General features: G+C 60.1%; 11 protein-coding genes. 1 reads left to right on the top strand and 10 read right to left on the bottom strand.

Annotation, left to right across the window (positions count from 1 at the left end; translation table 11 throughout):
- Window positions 1-469 precede the first annotated feature (469 nt).
- The 10 genes from BLT26_RS03155 to BLT26_RS03110 all read right to left on the bottom strand — a co-directional run bounded on the left by BLT26_RS03155 (window position 470) and on the right by BLT26_RS03110 (window position 17,511).
- The gene (locus BLT26_RS03155) at window positions 470-1,054 is read right to left on the bottom strand and encodes a MarC family protein (RefSeq protein ID WP_091508115.1); all 585 of its coding nucleotides are present in this window, start codon (window positions 1,052-1,054) and stop codon (window positions 470-472) included.
- A 161-nt stretch (window positions 1,055-1,215) separates the two neighbouring features.
- Complete coding sequence (locus tag BLT26_RS03150; protein ID WP_139169373.1) at window positions 1,216-2,364, bottom strand: TolB-like translocation protein; 1,149 nt, start codon at window positions 2,362-2,364, stop codon at window positions 1,216-1,218.
- 110 nt (window positions 2,365-2,474) lie between these two features.
- The gene (locus tag BLT26_RS03145; RefSeq protein ID WP_091508109.1) at window positions 2,475-3,542 is read right to left on the bottom strand and encodes a hypothetical protein; all 1,068 of its coding nucleotides are present in this window, start codon (window positions 3,540-3,542) and stop codon (window positions 2,475-2,477) included.
- Window positions 3,543-3,547: 5 nt separating this feature from the next.
- The gene (locus BLT26_RS03140; RefSeq protein WP_091508104.1) at window positions 3,548-5,116 is read right to left on the bottom strand and encodes a tetratricopeptide repeat-containing sulfotransferase family protein; all 1,569 of its coding nucleotides are present in this window, start codon (window positions 5,114-5,116) and stop codon (window positions 3,548-3,550) included.
- Entirely contained in the window at window positions 5,116-6,135 is a 1,020-nt protein-coding gene (locus BLT26_RS03135) for a class I SAM-dependent methyltransferase (RefSeq protein WP_091508100.1), read from the bottom strand. The genes BLT26_RS03140 and BLT26_RS03135 overlap by 1 nt, the downstream gene beginning before the upstream one ends.
- A 73-nt stretch (window positions 6,136-6,208) precedes the next feature.
- Window positions 6,209-9,139: a TonB-dependent receptor domain-containing protein gene (locus tag BLT26_RS03130; RefSeq protein ID WP_091508097.1), complete on the bottom strand. Its 2,931-nt coding sequence runs from the start codon at window positions 9,137-9,139 to the stop codon at window positions 6,209-6,211.
- A 330-nt stretch (window positions 9,140-9,469) separates the two neighbouring features.
- Window positions 9,470-12,244: a TonB-dependent receptor plug domain-containing protein gene (locus BLT26_RS03125; RefSeq protein WP_175453001.1), complete on the bottom strand. Its 2,775-nt coding sequence runs from the start codon at window positions 12,242-12,244 to the stop codon at window positions 9,470-9,472.
- A 217-nt stretch (window positions 12,245-12,461) separates the two neighbouring features.
- Window positions 12,462-15,365: a TonB-dependent receptor gene (locus tag BLT26_RS03120; protein ID WP_245720562.1), complete on the bottom strand. Its 2,904-nt coding sequence runs from the start codon at window positions 15,363-15,365 to the stop codon at window positions 12,462-12,464.
- A 136-nt stretch (window positions 15,366-15,501) separates the two neighbouring features.
- Window positions 15,502-16,545 (bottom strand): FecR family protein, encoded by a 1,044-nt coding sequence (locus BLT26_RS03115; protein WP_091508084.1) that lies wholly within the window; start codon window positions 16,543-16,545, stop codon window positions 15,502-15,504.
- 441 nt (window positions 16,546-16,986) lie between these two features.
- The gene (locus BLT26_RS03110) at window positions 16,987-17,511 is read right to left on the bottom strand and encodes an RNA polymerase sigma factor (RefSeq protein WP_091508075.1); all 525 of its coding nucleotides are present in this window, start codon (window positions 17,509-17,511) and stop codon (window positions 16,987-16,989) included.
- 245 nt (window positions 17,512-17,756) lie between these two features.
- Between BLT26_RS03110 and dnaX the strand changes: the two genes are divergently transcribed.
- A complete protein-coding gene (gene dnaX, locus BLT26_RS03105; RefSeq protein WP_091508072.1) occupies window positions 17,757-20,141 on the top strand; it encodes a DNA polymerase III subunit gamma/tau in 2,385 nt (794 codons plus the stop codon).
- Window positions 20,142-20,145 lie beyond the last annotated feature (4 nt).

The raw sequence follows: 20,145 nt of genomic DNA, 5'->3' as shown, positions 1-20,145 counted from the left end.
AGGCGACTGAACAAAACGGCACCCCGAACAGAGAGGACTGCTTGCCGTTGTTGCCACCTGTCTCAACAGGCGGCCTGCTCTGCGCCAGTTATTTTGAAAGGCCTTGAGCGTTTGTGCCTTTAATGCGCGAGCTGACTCTAATGCATGAAAATCATTAATGGAACTTACCTGACTCTCGTCCATAGGTTGACTATGAGGCGGGCTCGGTCAGAAATTGTGCTATCAGGATAAAAAACGGCCGACAAGGAGGGATGAAAATATTTTTCAGTTAATAAAAGTGAAATGCCATCCTATTTAAAATTAAATATTGGTATGTACATTTTCTTTTTTGAAAATCCAAACAACTTATCGCATCGGTTAAAAAGTAGGCGGTCAGAGGGGGGCCGCCGGGTGGACGGGAAAATAGGGAAATTACGCCCGGCGGGCCGTACCGGAAGGGCCTTTATCGGAAGGGAAAAGCACTATTGGGTCAAGTGAGGCTCTGTTTCACGCCGTCCAGGAACAGCTGCACAGACAGCATGACAAGCACCATTCCCATCAGGCGCTCCACGGCAATCAGTCCCCGATTCCCGAGCAGTTTCGCCAGGGGGGCCGAGGCCAGCAGGATAGCGGCAGATACGCCCCAGGCGCCCAGAAGCGCGATGGTCCAGTCCATTAATCGCTGGCCTTCACTGTTAGTCATCAACATCAGGATCGCCATGGTTGAAGGTCCTGCAACCAATGGTACCGCCAGCGGTACAAAGAAAGGCTCTCCTTCCAGCCGCTCGCCCATGATTCCGCCTTCAATCGGGAATACCATGCGAATGGCGATGAGGAACAGGATGATTGCACCGGCAATACGTATGGCTTCCTGCGTAAGACCAAGCCACGCGAGAAGGAAACGGCCGCCATACAGGAAGGCGAGCAGTACGATGAGCGCGAAAACCAGCTCGCGCATGATCACGTAAAGTTGCCGGCGGCGGGATACATGTTTCAGCGCGGACAGGAATACGGGAATATTGCCCAGCGGGTCCATGACAAACAAAAGCGTGAGGAAAGCAGTCGTCAGATCCATTGGTACAATTCCAGGGCTGGTGAGGGCTTGGCGCCAGAACTTAAGCTTAGCCCCAGGGTAACAGAGGTTTCAAAAAGGAGAGGGTAAAGGCGGGGGGATGTTACCCAGATCGGCATGCCGGGACAAGCGCGGCGCCGACCTGGGCAGGCAGTGAAAAGTGCCTATTGGTCTGCGAGGATCAGTTTCAACTCCGCTGAGTTACTGTCGTAAAGGTAAAAGCGCCGCTTTCCCTGTCCCAGATCCAGGGATAGAGTCCAGTGGGATTGGGTTTCGTCGGCACTGAGGAGACGGAATTCATAGCCGCTCAGCTGACCCAGTAGGTCTTTGTATATTGTCTTCTCGGGGCTTCCGCCCTTCAGGAACACATAGGACTTGGGATTGCCCTCCAGAACCAGGCCAAAAGGAACTCCGTTGTCCAGGGGCTTCAGCACAGTTGAGATCTGTGCGTCCTTTGACGAATAAAGCTGTATTTCGTCGCCGGTTGCCAGGGAGTATGAAACCAGGGCGTCCATACCGCGCTCGCCATCGGTGTCCTTGAGGGCGAACAGGGTATCATCGGAGACAGCAACAGGGGTCACTTTGCGGTTGTTTCCGAGGTCAAATGGCTGCCACTCGGCCCCGGCACGCACGTATCCATTCGCACTGCCTGTCTCATCAGTTCCAAAGGCGAACCGGGGCTTGCCCTCGGAAGTGGTCAGGGTACTGGCGCCAAGCGTTGGGGCTTCAAGTGAGAAGTTACTTGTTCTGCCTGTCAGGATATTGATCTCGGTGACGATCTTTTCCCGCTCCTCCCAAACACCGGTTCTCCCCCAGGGCTGGTAGGCGATAAGGATATTATTTTTATCGTCGGGAAGAATACTCAAGATTTCAGGATTGGCGCGGGCAAACTCCCTTTTCTTGATGTGGCTTCCGGTCTGCCGCTCTCCGGCATTGATGCCGTAAAGCAGCAACTTACGGCCTCCATCCGCGTCAAGCGCGAAGAGTTCGGTGTAGGTCGGGGGGATGGCCCCGTGTCCGCCAGATCGCTCAAACTCCACAATCAGTCTGGAGTCTGTCGCCCAGACATGCCTGATAATTCTCGCGTCTTCCGGGAATGCCTCGACATGGTTTGGTTTGAAGGTGTCCCTGTTAAGGATTACCAGGGTATCACTCCCATCACTGTGGGAAACGGCAGAGAGGTATTCTCCGTCAGGGGAAATCAACATATCCTGGTAGCGCACGGAGGCCGCACTGACGGGCAAGCAAAAAGCAAAAAGGAAAATAGTGCCAAATACGACCAGAGATCTGGCGTAGAGGGGGGAGCTAATCATAAATTTTCTCTCATCCAACGAATCAAGCTAAGCAGAACTAAAAATGGGGGCTGCCTTTATGACGCGCCCCCGGATCCGTTTGGATGCATCTGGAGTGAAAAACTTCTGGATTAGCTTTCCCGGTAGGTCGCGATCTTTTCCATGATGGCATCGGAGCTCATCTTGCGGCCAGTCGCCTCGTCGAACCACTGCTTCGCCTGGGCGATTTCTTCGCTGAACTGGTGCGCCAGTGCCTCGTAGCCTTCTGCCCGAGAGTTTCCCTCGTATGAAGAGGCGGTGTGCTTGGCCTCCTTCTGAAACAAGTCGGAATCAGAGACGCCCGATAAGAATTCCTGCGACAGACCTAAATTCAGGTCGCGATTTATACTTTTCAGGGTGTCGCTGGGCTTGCCAAAAAGATCTTTTGAATAAACGGGCGTCAAGCGTCCCACACTGTGTTTCAGCTCCTCCAGAAGTTGCCGGTGCTGGATATACCAGAGTGCCACTACAGCCTGCAGGTGACCGAGCCGGTAGAAATCAGTCTCCTTCATCCAGTCTTCCAGTCCCAGGTCCCGGCCAAAGACAGTGGCGAGTACGTGGACGGTGCGCTTGGTTTCCTCAGGCTGGTTGAGGTTGGCACAGATAAAGGAATCCATATCTGTGTAGAGGTAGACACCCCGCGAGTCCGGATGGGCCCGAAGCAAGTCATTGATCAGGTTGTTGGCAATATTGGTAGGCTTTATCAGCGGCTTTTCTGCACCGCTGTAAGTCTTGGATAGCAGTTTTACGATTCTGGCGACGAAAGCGGGCCAGTTTCGCTCGTCAAAGTTATTATGGAAAATCATCTGACGCTTTAGGTCGGCCACCTCCCTCAGGATCGAGGGCTCCCGCAGGCTGAGCACTTCGCCGGGCTTCTGGAGTGCGCCGGCGAGCAGAGTGGAACCTGTGAAGGCGGGATGGAAGATATATCTCGGCGCGGTGCTCGGTCCTTCGTGTTGCTCCAGCAGTGCATCGACATGAGAAAACTTCAAGGCAATCTCCCTGTCGCGAAGAGACTCCACGCGCATATCGAGAATCGGCGAGTCGGTGTAGGTGCGAGGCTCAACCTGGGTGAAAATATAATTACCCTGCTTGAGGTCAAGCCGGGTCAGCAGGTAGTCCGGACTGGTCAGGATTTTTGAGGCTTCTACTTCTTTCATGTTTTCTACTGTGTGTTGATTCTGTGTTGCTTGAAAAATTCTTTAAGAGTCGACAGCTGGTGTGAAAAGTTTTCGTGGCGGTCTATTGATGAAGTGTAAATTTTCTCCCTGACCTGGTGAGAGCTCGCTGTCATAACATTTCTTTTCTGCTCCTGTGGACGGAGGCATTCTGCTTCAAATGGCAGTCCCAGATTCTCCAGAAGCGCACGGATCTGTGGTTCCGGTGTGCTGACCAGGTCCTCGTAGCAAACCTCCACGAGGCGCGATCCAAGTTTCTCTCTCCAGTGGTCGATCAGCCGGGAATAGGCCTGGTAGTATTTTCCGAGGTCCTGCAGGGAGTAGGAAAACTGATACTTCGACGCGAACAGCTGCTTGTACATGGCAAAACAGGAGGCGAGGGGGGACCTCCTGACCAGCACCAGCTTCGCATGCGGGAAGGCTTTTGCCAGTAACCCGAGGTAGAGGTAATTATGGGGCATCTTGTCTACCAGCCAGGGTTCCTGGCCCCTCAGGAATTCCGTAGCTTCGTTATAGCTGTCTCGGAACTTGTCGCGCTTGGCGAGCGCCTCGCTAAATTCATTCGCCGAGATAGGTGCCAGGGGGTGAGTCCCGGCTGTTTTCCTGATCGCGTACTCAACCGCTTGCAGTTCGCCAGCACTTCTTACCTGGGAATGTGCCGTGACAATCTGGTCGACCAGTGACGTGCCGGAGCGTGGTAGGCCGGTAATGAAGAGGGGCTCTGGAGTGCCCGGTGTGGACAGGGCAGTGGGTGGTGGGGCCCCGAGTTCCTCTTTAGCGCTCTGGGCGATGATCTCGTCGATTGTCCTGATGTCATCCTCTACGTTGTAATTGAGGTGCTCTCTTACCGCGCCAGCGGCGAGGGAGTAGTGAGAGAAAGACTGTTCCCACTTGCCCAGGTCCTCATATTGCTTTCCGATGGCGAAATTGAAGAATATGGCGTGCGCCTCGGTCAATTTGCGCTTTTGGATATTTTCTTTCATTGCATCGATGAGGCTTTCATCTTTGGCCCGGGTGATCTTTGCCATTTGCCAGTAGGCGCGCTGGTTGTCTGGCTCCCGCGTAAGCAGTTCATGGAAAAGGTTGCGGGCGCGGTCAAGGTTTCCCAGGTGGAGGTGGCAAGTCGCCTCATTGGAAAGCGCGTTCGCCGATACCGGGTCCAGTTTGCGCGCGCTTTCCAGCAGTGGCAGGGCAAGCTCCGGCATGCCCACATGGCTCAGGATTGTAGCGGCCATATCCAGGTAGTAGGGGTCGCTGACTCCATGGCTGTGTGCAACAGCGAGTCGATAGGCCAGGTGGTTTTCAAGTTTGGAAAGGTGGCAGCGTGCAAGGAATATGCCCGCCTCATGGTTGGTGGCATCAACTCCCAGAATGCCGGTAAACAGCGCCTGTGCCTGGTCGATTTCGCCCAGGTGGAAGAGGGCGACGCCGGCGTAAAAATCAACCTCTTTACTGAGGCCCTGTCGGTACCCGCTCGCCCGGCAGGTTTCCAATATTTTTGGCCAGTTCCTCTGCTGAAAGAATTGCCTGGCTAATTGTTCTACATCATTCATCATTAAACGACTTTAGTTGCCCTGATGACCCAGGCGGAGTCCGCCCCCTTTCCTGACAGGGATATCGGCCTCGGGGAGTCCACTTCGAGCGAATGTTTTTCAAGTTCGGACACCAGCGCGTCCACATCTTCCTTTCGCAGAGCCGCATCACACATGGAGCGCATTCTGGTTGCGTAGCCGGGCATCTCCTCGCACATGGTCTTCAGCCAGTGCTGAGCCTCGGCTAAGTCAAAGCGCGAGGGAGAGCGGCAGATCCGGGCAACGGTCATGAAGATGGTATCAATGGTCCCGTCAGTTACATGACGTCCGAAACGGTTGATGATACCCACTGTCTTCTCGATGCCGGGCGTCATGATCTCGACTGGGTTCTCTCTGTCCCGGCCTTTCGACTTTCCCGTCGCCAACAGGTTGTCAAACACTGTCTGGGCCTGCTGCATAAAGCCGGATTCCATGAACTCCTCGGCCGCAAGCAGGTTGTCGCGGCACTTCTGGTAAATGTCGCCCCCTCGCAAGTGCAGGACTAACTGCAGACGTCCGCCCGGACGCAGCACCCTGGCGGCCTCCGGGATTGCATCCCGGCCCGCATACTCGATGCCAAACTGGCTCGTGACCAGGTCGAATTCACCTGCTCCGAATGGAAGCTGGGCGGCATCGCAGCTGCAAGTTTGGACACTTGGCATCCGCTTTTCAATAGCAGCGAGGGCCACCGGGGACACGTCGGAGCAGGTTATATCGGGGGAGCTGGTGGCTAAGGCCTCAAATGCGACCTGGGGCACAATGCCGTCTCCGGAGGCAATATCCAGTAACCGTGGGTTTGCCTTGCCGGTCGAAGCGAAAAACGCGGACCAAAGTTCCAGTAACGCGGGATGGCTGGTTTCAGGGGCTTTGGGTCGGCTCGAGGTTGAGGCACCACTCCAATAGCTATTCCATGCTGCCTTTACATCGCGGGGGTGACTACTTTCAGGCTCTTTAATGGACATATTACTGAGGCCTCTGCTTGCGTTGGCTTGTCCTTTTTTCATGGAAAAAAAAACCCACACCGGAGTGTGGGTTTCCCATCTTTTCAGATGTTAGCTACTTGCGGTCCTTCGAGTATTAGAACTCTTGGGATACACGCAGGTAGTAAGAACGACCGAAGAGACGGTAAGTCGACGGATCGGTGCTTGCGTTGAAGCCGAAGTCGATGTACGGAGGCTCTTCGTTGGTCAGGTTGGTTACACCCATGGAAACTCGAGTTTGAGTCGGGAAGGTGTAAGCCGCTGCCAGGTCGTGGTACAGCTGGGCGTCTACAGTCTGGGTGTAGTCGATGAAGCTAGCCGGAGCGTCGATTTCACCGATGTACTCACCCAGGTAGGAAACGCTCAGGTCGTTCCAGTACCAGTTGACGGAGTAGTTGACCTTGTCCTGGGCGTAGATCTGACCGTTACCGGCCATGGTGCCAACCTGCTCTTCAGACTCGGCGCCATCAAAGGCGACGCGGCTGTTTTCCAGCTGGTGTACCCACAGGACGTTGGTTTCAAAGCGACCGAACTCGGTGTCAAAGCCGTAGCGAACTTCGGTATCCACACCTTCGGCGGTCAGGGAGGCTGCGTTCAGGCCAGCGTCCACAACCTGGGCAATGGTGTAGTCGGAGCGACGGGTCACCAGGTCACAGGCGGAGGCGTTGCCGTTCACGTAGCAGTCGTCGAGGATGTACTGAGCACCCAGGGAGGTGATCAGGTTATCCATCTCGGTCTTCCAGTAGTCCAGAGTGACGGACAGGTCGCCAACCGGCAGTTCCGGAGTGATCACGAAACCAGCGGTGAGGGTGTCACCAGTCTCGGCCTCGAGGTTCGGGTTACCACCAACCTTGGCCAGTACCTGGGTGTCACCCTGCGGTACAGACTGGGCACAGCCCGGCGCGATGTTGCCGGAGGTGTCCGGAGTACAGGGGTCAGAGTAGGACGGGAAGGAGTCAACCTGACCGGCGAACAGCTCACCAATGCTCGGTGCACGGAACACTTCGCCCTGGGTAGCACGGAACTTCACACCCTCAATGATCTGGGCTTCGAGACCCAGCTGGTAGACGGTGTCGGAACCGAAGGTGCTGTAGTCGTCCCAGCGCAGGCCGAGAGTCATGTCCACAGCCTGGGTACCGTTGTCGTACAGAGGTGCGAAGAATTCGGAGAACACGGAGTTCACGGTGTAGCCACCCTCGGTGCCCGCGCCGGTGTTGCCGGTTACTTCGTCGGCTACCTTGGCGGAATCGGGGTTGTAAACCATGTGCTCGCGGCGGTAATCGTAACCGAATGCTGCACTCAGTGCGCCAGCCGGCATCTCGATCAGGTCACCGGTGATGCTGGCGTTGAACTGATCCTGCTCCATGGTGAAGGTGTCAACAACGGTAGTGCCGACGTAGGCCAGCATTTCGTCGGTGATGCCACCGGCACCGCTGAACAGGTCGATCGGCACACAGCCATTGATGCGAGTGCTCGGATCGTTGATGTCGGTGTAACACTCGGGAGTGCCGTCACCGTCCAGGTCCGCAGACGGGCCCATGGCGTTGCGCAGGTTCGGGCCGTAGAACTGGCCGAAGTCAGCATCGGCACGCTCACGGAAGCCCTTGTTGTAGGCAACTTCCCAGTCCCAATCCTGGATTGAACCCTGCAGGCCGGCGATGGCCTGGAACTGGGTGATCTCCTGCTCGAAGCGACGCGGAGTTTCCACTACGCGACGACGGGCGTCGATGATCGGAGCACCCAGGGTGTTGTAGTAGTTGTCCTCAGAGATACCGCTGTAAGCGATGGGATCTACTACCTGGCCCATGGTCTGGTCGGCAGTGTAAACCCAGTCCGGCTCGTCCGCGGTACCAACGTTGACTTCACGCAGCGGCTCGCCAGTCAGCGGGTCGATCGGGGTGTAGGTACCCAGATAGGCCGGATCGGTCGGGGAGTTGTAGGGCTGCGGAGCCAGCTCCTGGGCGGAGCTACGCAGGTTGGCGCGGAACTCGGAGTAGAAGCGAGTGTTCTCGGTCAGGTCGAAGTTGGCTTCGGAGAAGATGTTCACCCGCTCGTAAGGAGTCTGGATGTAGTTCACCGGAGCGTAGTTGTAGGTACGACCGTCGAAGGCAGTCAGGCCATCACCCGGGTTCATGTAGATCGGGTTGCGGAAGGCCGGCTGGCCAGTGTTGGTAGTGGTGAATTCACCATCCGCATCCAGGAACAGCGGGGCGCCGCTGCTGTCAGTGCGCTGAACCAGCTCACCGGAGGTCAGGCGACCTTCAGGAATACGTGAGGAGCCCAGCGGGTAACCGGAAGTCGGGCCTTCGCGCTCGAATACAGAGGCGTCCGGGTAGATGTAGTAGGAGTTCTGGAAGAAGTCCCACGGAGTGTCGGACTGGTAGATCTCTTCCTGCTTGACGTACTCGGCACCGAAGGTGACGTTACCGCCGTCGAAGGTCTTGCCAGCGATGAAGCTTACGCTGTCCTGGGCACCGGCGTCCGCCTCGAAGGAGTCGGAGTTCTGTACCTGCAGGGTAATGCCGTCAACGTTTTTCTTGGTGATGATGTTAACTACACCAGCGACCGCGTCGGCACCGTAAGCGGCAGAGGCGCCGTCTTTCAGGATTTCAACACGCTCGATCATCACTGCCGGGATGGTCTGGTAGTCGCCACCGTCTACGGTGCGCTTGCCGTTGACCAGGGTCAGGGTACGGATCGGGCCGAGACCACGCAGGTCCACCTGAACGGAGCCGTTACCACCGTTGTTGGTGGTGGTGCCGATCGGGGAGCCGGACATGGCGGGCAGGCGCTGCAGCAGGTCGCCGACGTCGGTGATACCGGTAGCCTGCATTTCCTCAGCAGTGAGAACAGTTACCGGGCTGGAACTATCCAGGTCAGCACGCTTAATACGCGAACCGGTAACAACAACCTCTTCCACCATGGTGGCGTCTTCTTGAGCGAAGGCCGGCATAGCGGGAACCATTACTGCAGCTGCGGTGAAGCCGATGGCTCCTTTAACAGCTACGGACAGGAGGTTCTTTTTCATTGTAAATCCTCTCTTGATCGTTGGATTTATAGTGTTTGCCACGGAGGGCGATGATGGAAGTGGCTACCCCCAAGTGGCCACTTCCCTCCCAACACAGATAAAGACGAACGGGGTGGCATCCCCCTCAAAAAGAATTCGATTTTTTTACATTGTCAGGTGGGGGAGGATTGGATTGATTGAAAAGTGATCGAAAGGTGCAAATAGTGACCTGTCTATCTGTCGCCGGATGCGGTGCGGGGCCAGATGCAGGGAAGATGCAGGGAAGACGCAGGGAAGATGGAGGGGCGGGGCCCCACTCCGCGGCTGGCACGGAGTGGGGGAGGCGAGGGATCAGAACTGGAAGGCTACCCGGCCATAGTAGAAGCGGCCGACGGTGTCGTAGTTCAGGGGCAGCGTGTTCATGTCATCGTAATTGGTGACATAGGGCGGCTGCTGGTTCCACAGGTTGCGGATACCGCCTGACAGAGTGACGTTCTCCCAGCGGAAGTAGCGGAAGTTGAAGTCGGTATACCAGGTGTTGTCCACGTGGGTGGCCAGGTCGACGTCGCGCGGGTCGATATCGTCCACCTCACCTTCCATACGCACAATGATGGTGGATGCCCAGCAGTCATACTCATAGCCGAAGCTGGTATAGACCTTCCACTCGGGGAAAGCGGCGATCCGGGTGGTTACCGGGTCCACACCGTAGTAGCCGGCCAGGTCCACCTCAGGCTCGAACTCACTGGCCTGGAACTTCCACTCATCCAGCCAGGTGGCGTTGAGGCTGAAGTTGAACACACCCGGGCCGAGGTCCTGGCTGTATTCTGCCCCAAGGTCGACACCGGAAGTCTCGAAGGTCGAGATGTTCTGGGCGTTCAGCAGCTGACCGGCGATGGTGCCGCTCTGGTCCCGGCGCGGGCTGGTGGGCAGCGGGGTCAGGCCGACGGCGCCGGCACCGGTGATCAGGTCGCATGACGGCGAGCTGAAGTCGGGGCTGGTGTAGCAGTTGCTGACAATGGTGTTGGTATTGAAGGTACCGATGGCGTCGTCAACGCTGATGTCGAAGTAGTCGACCGAGAAGCTCAGGTCCTCGACAAAGGTCGGGGTCCACACGATGCCGACGGTCCAGCTTTCGGAGGTTTCCTCCTTCAGGTCTTCGTTGCCGCCGAACAGGCCGGTGGCCTGAGAGTTGCCCAGCTCGAAATCGGGCGGCAGGCCGTCGGCCGCACAGTTGGCTCGCAGCACCGGGTCGCCGCTGCCGCCGTAGTTGACGCAGGGGTCGGTATAGGTTTCAGCGGACTGGGTGGGGGGCAGGAACAGGTCATCCAGGCCCGGTGCGCGGAAGCCCTCGGCGTAGGTGGCGCGGAAGCGCAGCTGTTCCAGGGGCGCATATTCAACAACCCCGGCCCAGGTGGTGTCGCTGCCGATGGTGTCGTAATCGGAATAACGGAATGAGAGCTCCACTGCCAACAGGTCGAACCAGTCGCGGCCGTCGACCAGGGGCAGGCGCACCTCACCGTAGAATTCGTCCACATCGTAGGAGCCGCCCCAGTCCTCGCCGCTGACGAAGTAGATCTGACCCAGGGAGGCGGCGCCATCGACGGTAATCTCGGTGCGCTCGCGGCGGCGCTCATAGCCCATTGCCCAGGCCACGGCCTCGCTGGTCCATGGGAACGCGTAGTCGTAGAGATCGCCCACCAGGTTGGCCTGCAGGCTATTCAATGTGGCCTTCTCAACCGGGGAGTTCACCACCAGCGCATAATCCTGCAGTGGGTCGGTGAAGGTGCCGGGGCGGAAGGGATCCCAGGCGGTCACACCGGCCTCGGCAACGGCGGCGGAGCAGTCCTCATCGGCGGCGCAGAGTGCGGGGTCCAGCAGTGTGGTAAAGCGGCCAGGGTTTGCCCGGCCGCGGTCGATCTGCGAATCGACCCAGCGCGCGTAGTTGTATGAAATGTCCCAGGTCCACTCGTTACAGATCTCTCCGTCGAAGCCCACCACGCCCCGCCACATGCTCAGGTCCTGGTTGAAGGAGCGGCCGCCGGTCTCCACCAGGCGACGCAGTATGATCGCGTCTTCGCCGGTGGGGTTGCCGGGATTGGTGGCCGGTACGGTGGGCTGGAAGAAGGTGCCCTCGGGGGCCAGGAGCTGGTCCGACTGGCGGTTGGCGTACAGGAGCTCGCCGAAGGTGCCGAAGGTGGTGAAATTCTCCCAGTCCCACAGCTCCTTCTCGCCAAAACCGTAGAAAGTCACTACTTCCTGAGGCGTGACCAGGTAGCTGACTTCGGCGTAGTTGAATGCGTCACCGGCCGGGTTGAACGGTCGTATCACCCCGGTATTGGCATCGAGGATCGGGCCACCAGGGAAGCTTTCCGAGAAGAACCTCGGCGGGACCGTGTAGCTGCTGCCGCCACAGAGCACCGAACCGCCGCTCTCGAACAGGGGGCAGTCGGACCAGTCGCGGTCGCCCTGGAAGATGTCGTGGCGCCTGGTGTACTGGATGTTGGCCATGACATGGCCGTCACCGTCCGCGGACTCGGCACCGAAGGTCCAGGCGGCGAGGTACTCCTGGCCATCATTTTCCTGCGAGGTGCCCGCGTCGAAGAATGCCTCGGCACCCGAGAAGTTCTTCTTGGTGATGATGTTGACCACACCGGCGATAGCGTCTGAGCCGTAGATGGTGGAGGCACCGTCCCGGAGGACTTCCACCCGCTCGATTGCCGTGGTGGGAATGGTATTCAGGTCGACCACGCCGGTGGATGGGCCCGCCGAGCTCAGGCGGCGCCCGTTCAGCAGGATCAGCGTGCGGGAAGAGCCGAGGCCGCGCAGGGAGACCGTGGCGAGGCCGGGGTTACCGTTGTTCACCGAGGAGCCAAGCTGGCCACCGGTCATGGATGGCACTTCCTGGAGGAAATCCTCCAGCGTGGTCTCACCTGATGCCTCCAGCGCCTGGGCGTCGAAAACACTGATCGGGGTTGCGCTGGTGGCATCGGTTGCACGCTGGATGCGTGTACCGGTAACGACGACTTCTTCCACTTCCTGAGCAAACGACAAAGTGGCGAAGCTTGTAGATACGGCGGTGGCTGCAATAGCGCCCTTAATTGCCCGGGAAAGACGGGATCTGTCCATGGTATACCTCTCCTGATACCGGTTCCTTACGCCGAGTTCGGCAGTGCCCTCCATGACAACTGCTAACTACTATCAACAGAGGCTTGCTAAAACACTAGAACATTTTTTCCGCATGGAAAGGTTGCTTCGAACATTCGTACGCCTATGACGGTTGAGGCAGATTATTGGGGTGCCAGCCGTCGGTGTTCCGGTCAATGTTCGGCGGGTGGGACTGGATTTACAGATTGTAGGAGAGGGTGGCGTACCAGTAGCGGCCGCTCAGGTCGTAAGTCCGGCTGTCATGGTTGTCATTGAATGCCGTGGCGGCGAAGGGAGGGGCCCGATCCAGCAGGTTGTCCACGCCAAGGGCGAAACGAAACCCCGTGGGCAGGGCGTAAGCCAGCTGCATGTCGTGGCTGCTCCAGCTGTCGATCTCCCTTGTCACAGGCGTGGCGCCGCGCACGAAAGTTTCCTGCAGTGCGTCAACGTAGTGAATGGTATAGCCGCCTTCCCAACGCTTGCGCTGCCAGTATATGCCGGTATTGGCTTTCCATTCCGGCAGTGAGCCGGCGCCGCCACTGGCCGGGTCGACGAATGTGCCGGTGAGGTCTTCGATTGGTGCACCGGGCGCTGCCTGGTTGAGGTAGCGCTGCAGGTGGCTGGCGTTGAAAGACCAGCGAACCTGCCCGAGGCGCTCGGAGCTGCGCTCAAAACGCAAAGCCAGGTCCAGGCCCCGCACTTCGCGGGCTCCGATGTTCAGGCGGGTGGCAATAATCTTGGTAATGTCGCCCTGGCCGTCACGTATTACCCGGTCGGCGAAAAGCCCGCGGCTGGCATTCTGGTCGATAAGGTATTGCGGGCTGGTATCGATCACATCGTTCTGGCGGATGTCGAACAGATCCAGCGTGGCGCTGAACCCGTCCAGCGTTTCCGGAGTCCAGACAACGCCGAGGGTCCGGTTGTCCGAGGTTTCCGGTTGCAGTTCGCTGTTGCCGCCGAACTCGGTCAGGAACTGGATGCGCGAACTGTCCGCCTTGCCGGTGCAGCCGGGGAGGGCGCCGGAATCTGTTTGGCTACAGGGGTCGAACAGGAATTCCTGGCTCTGGTAGCCAGTCTGGTTCATGTCCACGAGATTTGGTGCGCGGAATCCGGTGGCGTAGGTGGCCCGCAGCATGACGGTTGGCGCAGCTTTCCAGCGCAGCGCGACCTTGGGATTGGCAGAGCTGCCGAAATCGCTGTAGTCCGAAACTCGCATGGCGGCATCGAACCAGACGCGTTCCGCGATCAGTGGAATTGAAATTTCGCTGAATGCCTCTGCCACCAGGCGGTCCCCCACGGCCGCACCGGCTGCAATACCGCCGATTTTGGACAGGCCGCCCGCATCACTGGAGCGGAAGTCGATCGCCTCGCTGCGCAGCTCAATACCTGCGGCCGCGGGAATATCACCGGCGCGGTAGCTGCCGAGGATGCCATCGGTGATATAGGTGATGGCAAGCATTTCAGTCTCGCCCCGCACCAGGCTGCGGGCGCGAATAAAGTCCAGCTGGCGCTCGTCCATGCTCCCGCTCGGGCCCAGCAGGTTAATTGGCTCACATCCCTGTTGCGGATCGCAATTGTCGGGGGCTTTCAGGCCGGCACCCAGGCGGTCAGGGTCGATCAGGTTGCTGAGGGATTCCTCGGCGCTGGTGTGGTGGAGTGCGAGGGTTAGCTCCCACTGCCAGCTGTCCCAGGCGCCCTTGAGGCCGGTGTTGGCACGCCAGGTATTGGTGAGGTTCCACTGTACCCGGGGGCCCAGCTCCAGTACCCGTTTCCGCACATCGGTGAGGGGCTGCCCAAACGGGTTGTAGGCGTTGTCCGCGCTGATTTCCAGGTCGCCATTGTCGAACCGCGTGAAAACCGGCGTTGGTGCGAAGGTGGTGTTGGCTTCGGTGCGTACCCCCATGACTTCCGCAAACAGGAGGCTGTCATCATTCAGGGCGAGCTCGCCCGCCAGGTAGGCCGACCAGCGCTCCGAAGGTACCAGGGCGGTGGTAAATTCGCTGTAGTCGTAGCGGTCCGCCTGGCTCCACTGTCGATAGCCGCCGTCCTCGCTGTTGGTGACGATCTCTCCGTCGGCCAGGGTGATGTAGCCGTTGGGAGATGCGGCGGAGCGCAGGTCTGTACCGCCCCGGCTGCGGTTGTCCGCGGTGGCTGACAGTTCCCGGTCCCGGCTTTTCAGCTCGCCCTGCCGGTAGTGGGCCAGGCTCAGCATCAGGTGCCCCCTCTCGGAGGTCTGTCCCCAGGTCAGGTGATTCGAGGTGGTTCGCTGGTCGCCCCGCTCGGCGGTACCGAAGTAGGTGTTTGCGGACAGTCCCTCGAAGTCGCGCCGCAGGATGATATTGACCACCCCGGCAATGGCGTCCGAGCCGTAGACGGCGGAAGCGCCGTCCTTGAGGATTTCAATCCGGTCCACCGCCGACAGCGGAATGGTATTCAGGTCTGCGGTCTCGCCGCCGAAACCGTTGCTCACAATACGCCGGCCGTTGATAAGCACCAGGGTATTGCTTGCGGGCAGGCCCCTCAGGGTCACGTTGGCGGTTCCGTTGCCGCCATTGCTGACCGAGGTGCTGGTAGAGTTGCCGGAAACGGCCGGGAGGAATTTAAGCAACTCGGAAATTGTCTGTGCGCCGGTGATCTCCAGCTCCGGCTGGGCGAGGATGTCGATCGGTGCATAGCTGCCGAGACGCTTGTGGCGCAGGTGGGTACCGGTCAGGCTGCGCCCGGTTACGGTGACCTCCTCGGTCGCTGAGGGTGGCGTGAGGTCGGTGTCCACCTGCGGCTGGCCATTGCTGGCAATCACTGCCACGGCTGCCGGCCCGATACGGCGATAGGTGAAAGGGTAATCCTCAAGCAGCTGTGCGAGGGCGGCAGTAAAGTCCCCGTCGGTTGCTGCGAGCCGCTGCTCCGGGACCACGTAGCCACTGACCGCAGAGGCCTCCACCAGAACGGAAACTTTGCACTCGCGGCCGAGAGAGATCAGGGCGTTGGCGAGGTTGCCGGCGGGCAGGTGGACGGCAGATTCCGGGCAGGCGGCAGCCGCTGCAGTCGCGGGAAGCGCTGCCAGTGTCGCCAGTGGAAGAGAGGCCCAGAGCCGTCTAATCAATCTACTCGCCCGTTTCACGCCAGCAGGATCGCGGGTGCCGGGACCGCTGCTGTTCCTTATCTGGTTTTATTTGTGGAATGGCGGGTTGCAGCGAGGGTGCTGTTCAATAATTGTCCGCCGGGGGGGAGTTTATAACTCAGTTAGACGCGGGAGACAAGAGAGTCAGGTTGGGATCGCTGCGGTCCTCGCGCAGGTCCATGGCTGCCGCAATTGCGGTGAGGGTGTTGTCCGGGTCGGACAATTCGAAAGTGCCGGAGACCTTACGCTCGCGCACGCTGCTTTCGGCTGCGGCGGGTACCTTCAGGTAACGGTTGAGTTCCTCCAGGGCCTCGTTCAGTGGAGTGCGGTCAAATACCAGCACGCCGCGGGTCCAGTCCAGGGCCTCGTCGGCGGAGGTGCTGCTGACCGGGCTGATGCCCCGCCCGGAGACGCTGACCTTCTGGTTCTTGGCCAGCTTCACTGACTCGGGCTGCAGGCCGCTGGCGCTGGAGGATTCGCTCACGGCCACCACGCCGCCGGTAACGGATACCCGGGTGTTGTCCCGGTTGCGCTCCACATTGAATTCAGTGCCCAGTACCCGAATGCTGGCCTTTCCGGCAGTAACCGTGAAAGGGCGGGCAGTCTGGCGTACAACGTCGAAGTAGGCCTCGCCGCGCAGGAGGGCGGTCTGCCGCTCGTCGCGGCTGTAGGAGACCCTAAGCTCGCTGTTGGTATTGAGCTGGACTTTGGTTCCGTCAGCGAGAGTCACGGTGCGCGTCTCACCCACCGCGGTGGCGTAGACCTGCTGGCTGCGGGCATCGCCGGCCAGCCACTGGTTGCCTACCCACAGTGTCACCACCAGGCAGGCGGCTACCAGTCCGCCACCCAGCAGCCACTGGGTGAAACCCGACCCGCTGAAGTCGCCAGTCTTGCGTGGCGCACGGCTGGGGGAAGGGGGAGTGGACGGGCGGCTCTCCGGGAACAGCTCGTCCACGGGCATATGTCCCAGTGCACCCAGGTCGCCCCACAGCTCAGTCATCTCGTCGAATGCGCGACGATTCAGGGGGGAGGCATTCAGCCAGCTGGCAAACTCGCGCTTCTCGGTCGCGGAGATTGCATCCGAGCGCAAGCGCGCGATCCAGGCGCAGGCCTGGTCGAGCTGGTCATCGCCTGGGGATGTATGTCCGCCCGTTGCATTCACCGCTGGTTACCTTAATTCGTGTTCCTGTTGGTCGCTTTACTCTGAACTCTGTCAGCTTCTGTGCGGGCACCCCGGTGCCCAAAAACGGCGCATTCTATCCCTAAAGTGCCCCGTTGGCGCGTTTTTCCCCAACAGGGTGGGGTTTCGCGCAATAACTTCTATCAATTTTGCGCAAGCTTAGCTTTTCCTGCGTCATGTGACCGGTTTTTTTAGTTCAGATGACCGGCTTCTGAGATGAGACGACCGGCAGCTCCGATCCCTCAACAAATTTTGCAAAAAATCCAACCGGGTACGCACTGTCATTGTGCGCTCGCTCGCGTCAGGGCATCGGTTCGCGGTGGGAGAGACTGCTGGGTCGCAGTATGGGGGTTAACAGTGAAGGTTGTTTGACGGACTCGGTCCCGATTCGCGATAAGGCAGGGGGGCGCCAGTGTGCGGTAGCTAGTGGCTGCTCACCTTGCGCCGGCAGGCTTTCAGGGCCTGGAGAATGTACTTCTCCACGCTGCTGACCGAAGTGTTCATCTCCTGCGCGATTTCGCTGTAGGAGAGGCCCCGGGTGCGGTGGAGCAGGAAGGCCTGGCGGCACTTCAGGGGCAGGCTGTCCATGGCTTCGTAAATGGACTGCAACTGTTGCCGGGCAGCGAGCACCCGTTCCGGGGACTGATGGTCCGCGTGGTCATCTGCCGGGCTTTCCCCCTCGGCAGGGCTGACCTGGCTGACATAGTCCATGTGCAGCCTGCCGCGCCGCAATTGGTCCACGGCCAGGTTGTTGGCGATCTGGTAGAGGTAGGCGCGGGGGTTTTCCAGCTCCTTCTCGTCGCTGAGTTTCTGCAGGCGCAGGTAGGCGTGCTGGGCAATGTCCTCGGCGTCCTCAGTGTTCCTGACGATCCTTGCCACAAAGCGCACCAGTGCCTGGCCGTGTTCGGCAAACAGCTTTTCCAGAAGCGTTTTCCGACCTTTATTCATCGATAAGTGGGGTTCCTAACTGAGCTCGCTGTGGTTGTTGTTTTGCGGGCTGGCGCACATTTATATCACAGCCCTCTCCCCGGCGACGAGGCCCCGGAGGTAATAAAAGGGAGTAGTCGCGGCCCGGGCCGCCTTAGTCGGCGCGGCGCTATGCGTCGCCGACTATGCCGGTATAATGGGGGGGCGCGCCAGGGGCGCCGAAGCTGACAGATTTCAACAGGGCGCCCGGGGGCGCTGGAGAGCGGATGAGTTATCAAGTACTGGCACGCAAGTGGCGGCCGCGGTTGTTCCGGGAGATGGTAGGGCAGGAGCATGTGCTGCAGGCCCTGATCAACGCCCTGGATAATGGCCGCCTGCACCACGCCTATCTTTTTGCCGGTACCCGCGGGGTAGGCAAGACCACCATCGCGCGCATCCTGGCCAAGTGCCTCAACTGCGAGAGCGGGGTCAGCTCTGAACCCTGCGGGCAGTGCGCCGCCTGTACGGAAATTGCCGAGGGACGCTTCGTTGACCTGATCGAGGTCGACGCGGCCTCGCGCACCAAGGTCGAGGATACCCGCGAGCTGCTGGAAAATGTGCAGTACGCACCGACACGCGGGCGCTACAAGGTGTACCTGATCGACGAGGTGCACATGCTGTCTAACAGCTCGTTCAATGCGCTGCTGAAGACCCTGGAAGAGCCCCCGCCCCACGTCAAGTTCCTGCTGGCCACCACCGATCCCCAGAAGCTGCCTGTCACGGTCCTGTCCCGCTGCCTGCAGTTCAATCTCAAGAACATGAGCCCGGAGCGGGTGGTCGAACACCTGCGCTTTGTGCTCGAGCAGGAAATGGTCCCGTTTGACGAGGGCGCACTGTGGCACCTGGGGCGCGCCGCGGATGGCAGTATGCGCGATGCCATGAGCCTGACCGACCAGGCCATCGCCTTTGGCGGTGGCAAGGTGGCCGAGGCCGAGGTGCGAGCCATGCTGGGCAGTATCGACACCGGGCTGGTATGGAAGCTGCTGGAGGCGCTGGCGACGGAAAGTGCCCCTGCGCTGTTTGCCGCCGTGGAAGAGCTGGCCGAGCAGGCCCCCGATTACAGTGCCGCCCTCGCGGAGCTGGCCAACAGCCTGCACCGCATCGCGGTGGCCCAGGTGTTACCCCAGTCGGTGGACAATGCCCTGGGCGACGGTGAGCGGCTGCAGCAGTATGCCGGCCAGCTGGCACCGGAGAATATACAGCTCTATTACCAGATGGCGCTGCTGGCGCGGCGCGACCTGCCGCTGGCGCCCGACCCCCGTAGTGGCTTTGAAATGGCGCTGTTGCGGATGCTGGCCTTCCGGCCGCAGGGGGTAGCCGAAATTCCCCGTGCCAGGCTCGATGCCGGTGCCGGCAACCCGCCGGCAGCTTCCGCAGGGGAGGGACCCGCCGCAAAAAAGCCCCTCCCGGACCCGGCGCCGGCTGATGCCGGCGTGCCCCCTGTCCAGCCGGCAGGCGGTGTGCCGCCGGAGTCTGCCGGCCCCGGGCAACCTGCCACAGCTTCGCCAGGAGTCCCCTCCCTGGGGGTGGACTCCCAGCCTGCAGAGAGCCCTCAGTACATGGAAAGCTCTCAGCCGGTAAACAGCCCTCAGCCGGTAAACAGCCCCGTGGTTCAGCAAGCCGCCCAGCCACAGCCGGCAGTAAATACTGAAGGTGAGGGCGAGCCGGCTCACGCGCGACCCGTGGCCCCGCATCCGCCAGTTGACGATACCCCTCCCTGGGAGGAGAGCCCTCAGCATATGGGCGGTCCCCAGCGGATGGGCAGCCCTCAGCCTGAAGTCATCCCTGAGCCGGAAGGGAGCCCTCAGCCGGAAGGGAGTCCTCAGCCGGAAGGGAGTCCTCAGCCGGAAGAGAGCCCTCAGCCGGAAAAGAGCACCCAGCCGGAAAAGAGCACCCAGCCGGTGGAAAGCTCTCAGCAAATGGAAAGCCCCCAGCCGGAGGCCAATCCCGCCCCGGGACAAGCCCCGCAACCACACGGCGGCGCGGCCGGGCTCGCATCCCCGGATCCGCAACCGGCGTCTGCAGGAATGGCTGCGGGAGGTACGGCAGCCGGAAGCCCGCAGGGCAGCGGCGACGACCAGCGCGCGCTGCTGCGGGAACAACTTCGCCAGCAGGTGGCTGCGGTTGAATCGGCCCCTGCGGCTGAACATCCCCCGGCCGGGCGCCCCTCCGGGCCTTCCGCGGAGGAGGTGAAGGCCCCGCGGGCACGCCTCGAGGCCCTGACGCCCGGAAACTGGCCGGCGCTTTACCCGCAGCTGGGGGTGGCGGGCATCCTCCATTCCATCGCCCTGCACCTGGAACTGGTGGGACGGCAGGACAATATACTTTCCTTTACCCTCGACGAGTCCTACAGCAGCCTGTACGACGAGGTGCACCAGCGTCGCCTGGCGGATGTGATCAGTGACTTCGTGCAGCAGCCGGTCACAGTCAACATCCACGTGGGCTCGGTGCAGGGCACCACGCCGGCCCGGCTGATACAGGCGACCCGCGAGGCACGCGCCGCGGCGGCCCGCGACGCCCTGGCGCAGGACCCGCTGGTGCGGGACCTGCAGCAAGAGCTCGGTGCCGAGTTAGTGGCCGAGTCAGTTGAATACCTGAAAGAGAGTGAGTGAGACG

Origin of the sequence: Microbulbifer yueqingensis (assembly GCF_900100355.1) — a bacterium.
GTDB classification, from domain to species: domain Bacteria; phylum Pseudomonadota; class Gammaproteobacteria; order Pseudomonadales; family Cellvibrionaceae; genus Microbulbifer; species Microbulbifer yueqingensis.
This window is presented reverse-complemented; position numbering and strand designations above follow the sequence as displayed.

Excerpts from the sequence above, each read along its gene's own strand:
- BLT26_RS03145 (WP_091508109.1), bottom strand. The coding sequence starts at position 3,542 with ATGAAAGAAGTAGAAGCCTCAAAAATCCTGACCAGTCCGGACTACCTG.
- BLT26_RS03150 (WP_139169373.1), bottom strand. The coding sequence starts at position 2,364 with ATGATTAGCTCCCCCCTCTACGCCAGATCTCTGGTCGTATTTGGCACT.
- BLT26_RS03110 (WP_091508075.1), bottom strand. The coding sequence starts at position 17,511 with ATGAATAAAGGTCGGAAAACGCTTCTGGAAAAGCTGTTTGCCGAACAC.
- BLT26_RS03135 (WP_091508100.1), bottom strand. The coding sequence starts at position 6,135 with ATGAAAAAAGGACAAGCCAACGCAAGCAGAGGCCTCAGTAATATGTCC.
- dnaX (WP_091508072.1), top strand. The coding sequence starts at position 17,757 with ATGAGTTATCAAGTACTGGCACGCAAGTGGCGGCCGCGGTTGTTCCGG.
- BLT26_RS03125 (WP_175453001.1), bottom strand. The coding sequence starts at position 12,244 with ATGGACAGATCCCGTCTTTCCCGGGCAATTAAGGGCGCTATTGCAGCC.
- BLT26_RS03140 (WP_091508104.1), bottom strand. The coding sequence starts at position 5,116 with ATGATGAATGATGTAGAACAATTAGCCAGGCAATTCTTTCAGCAGAGG.
- BLT26_RS03130 (WP_091508097.1), bottom strand. The coding sequence starts at position 9,139 with ATGAAAAAGAACCTCCTGTCCGTAGCTGTTAAAGGAGCCATCGGCTTC.
- BLT26_RS03155 (WP_091508115.1), bottom strand. The coding sequence starts at position 1,054 with ATGGATCTGACGACTGCTTTCCTCACGCTTTTGTTTGTCATGGACCCG.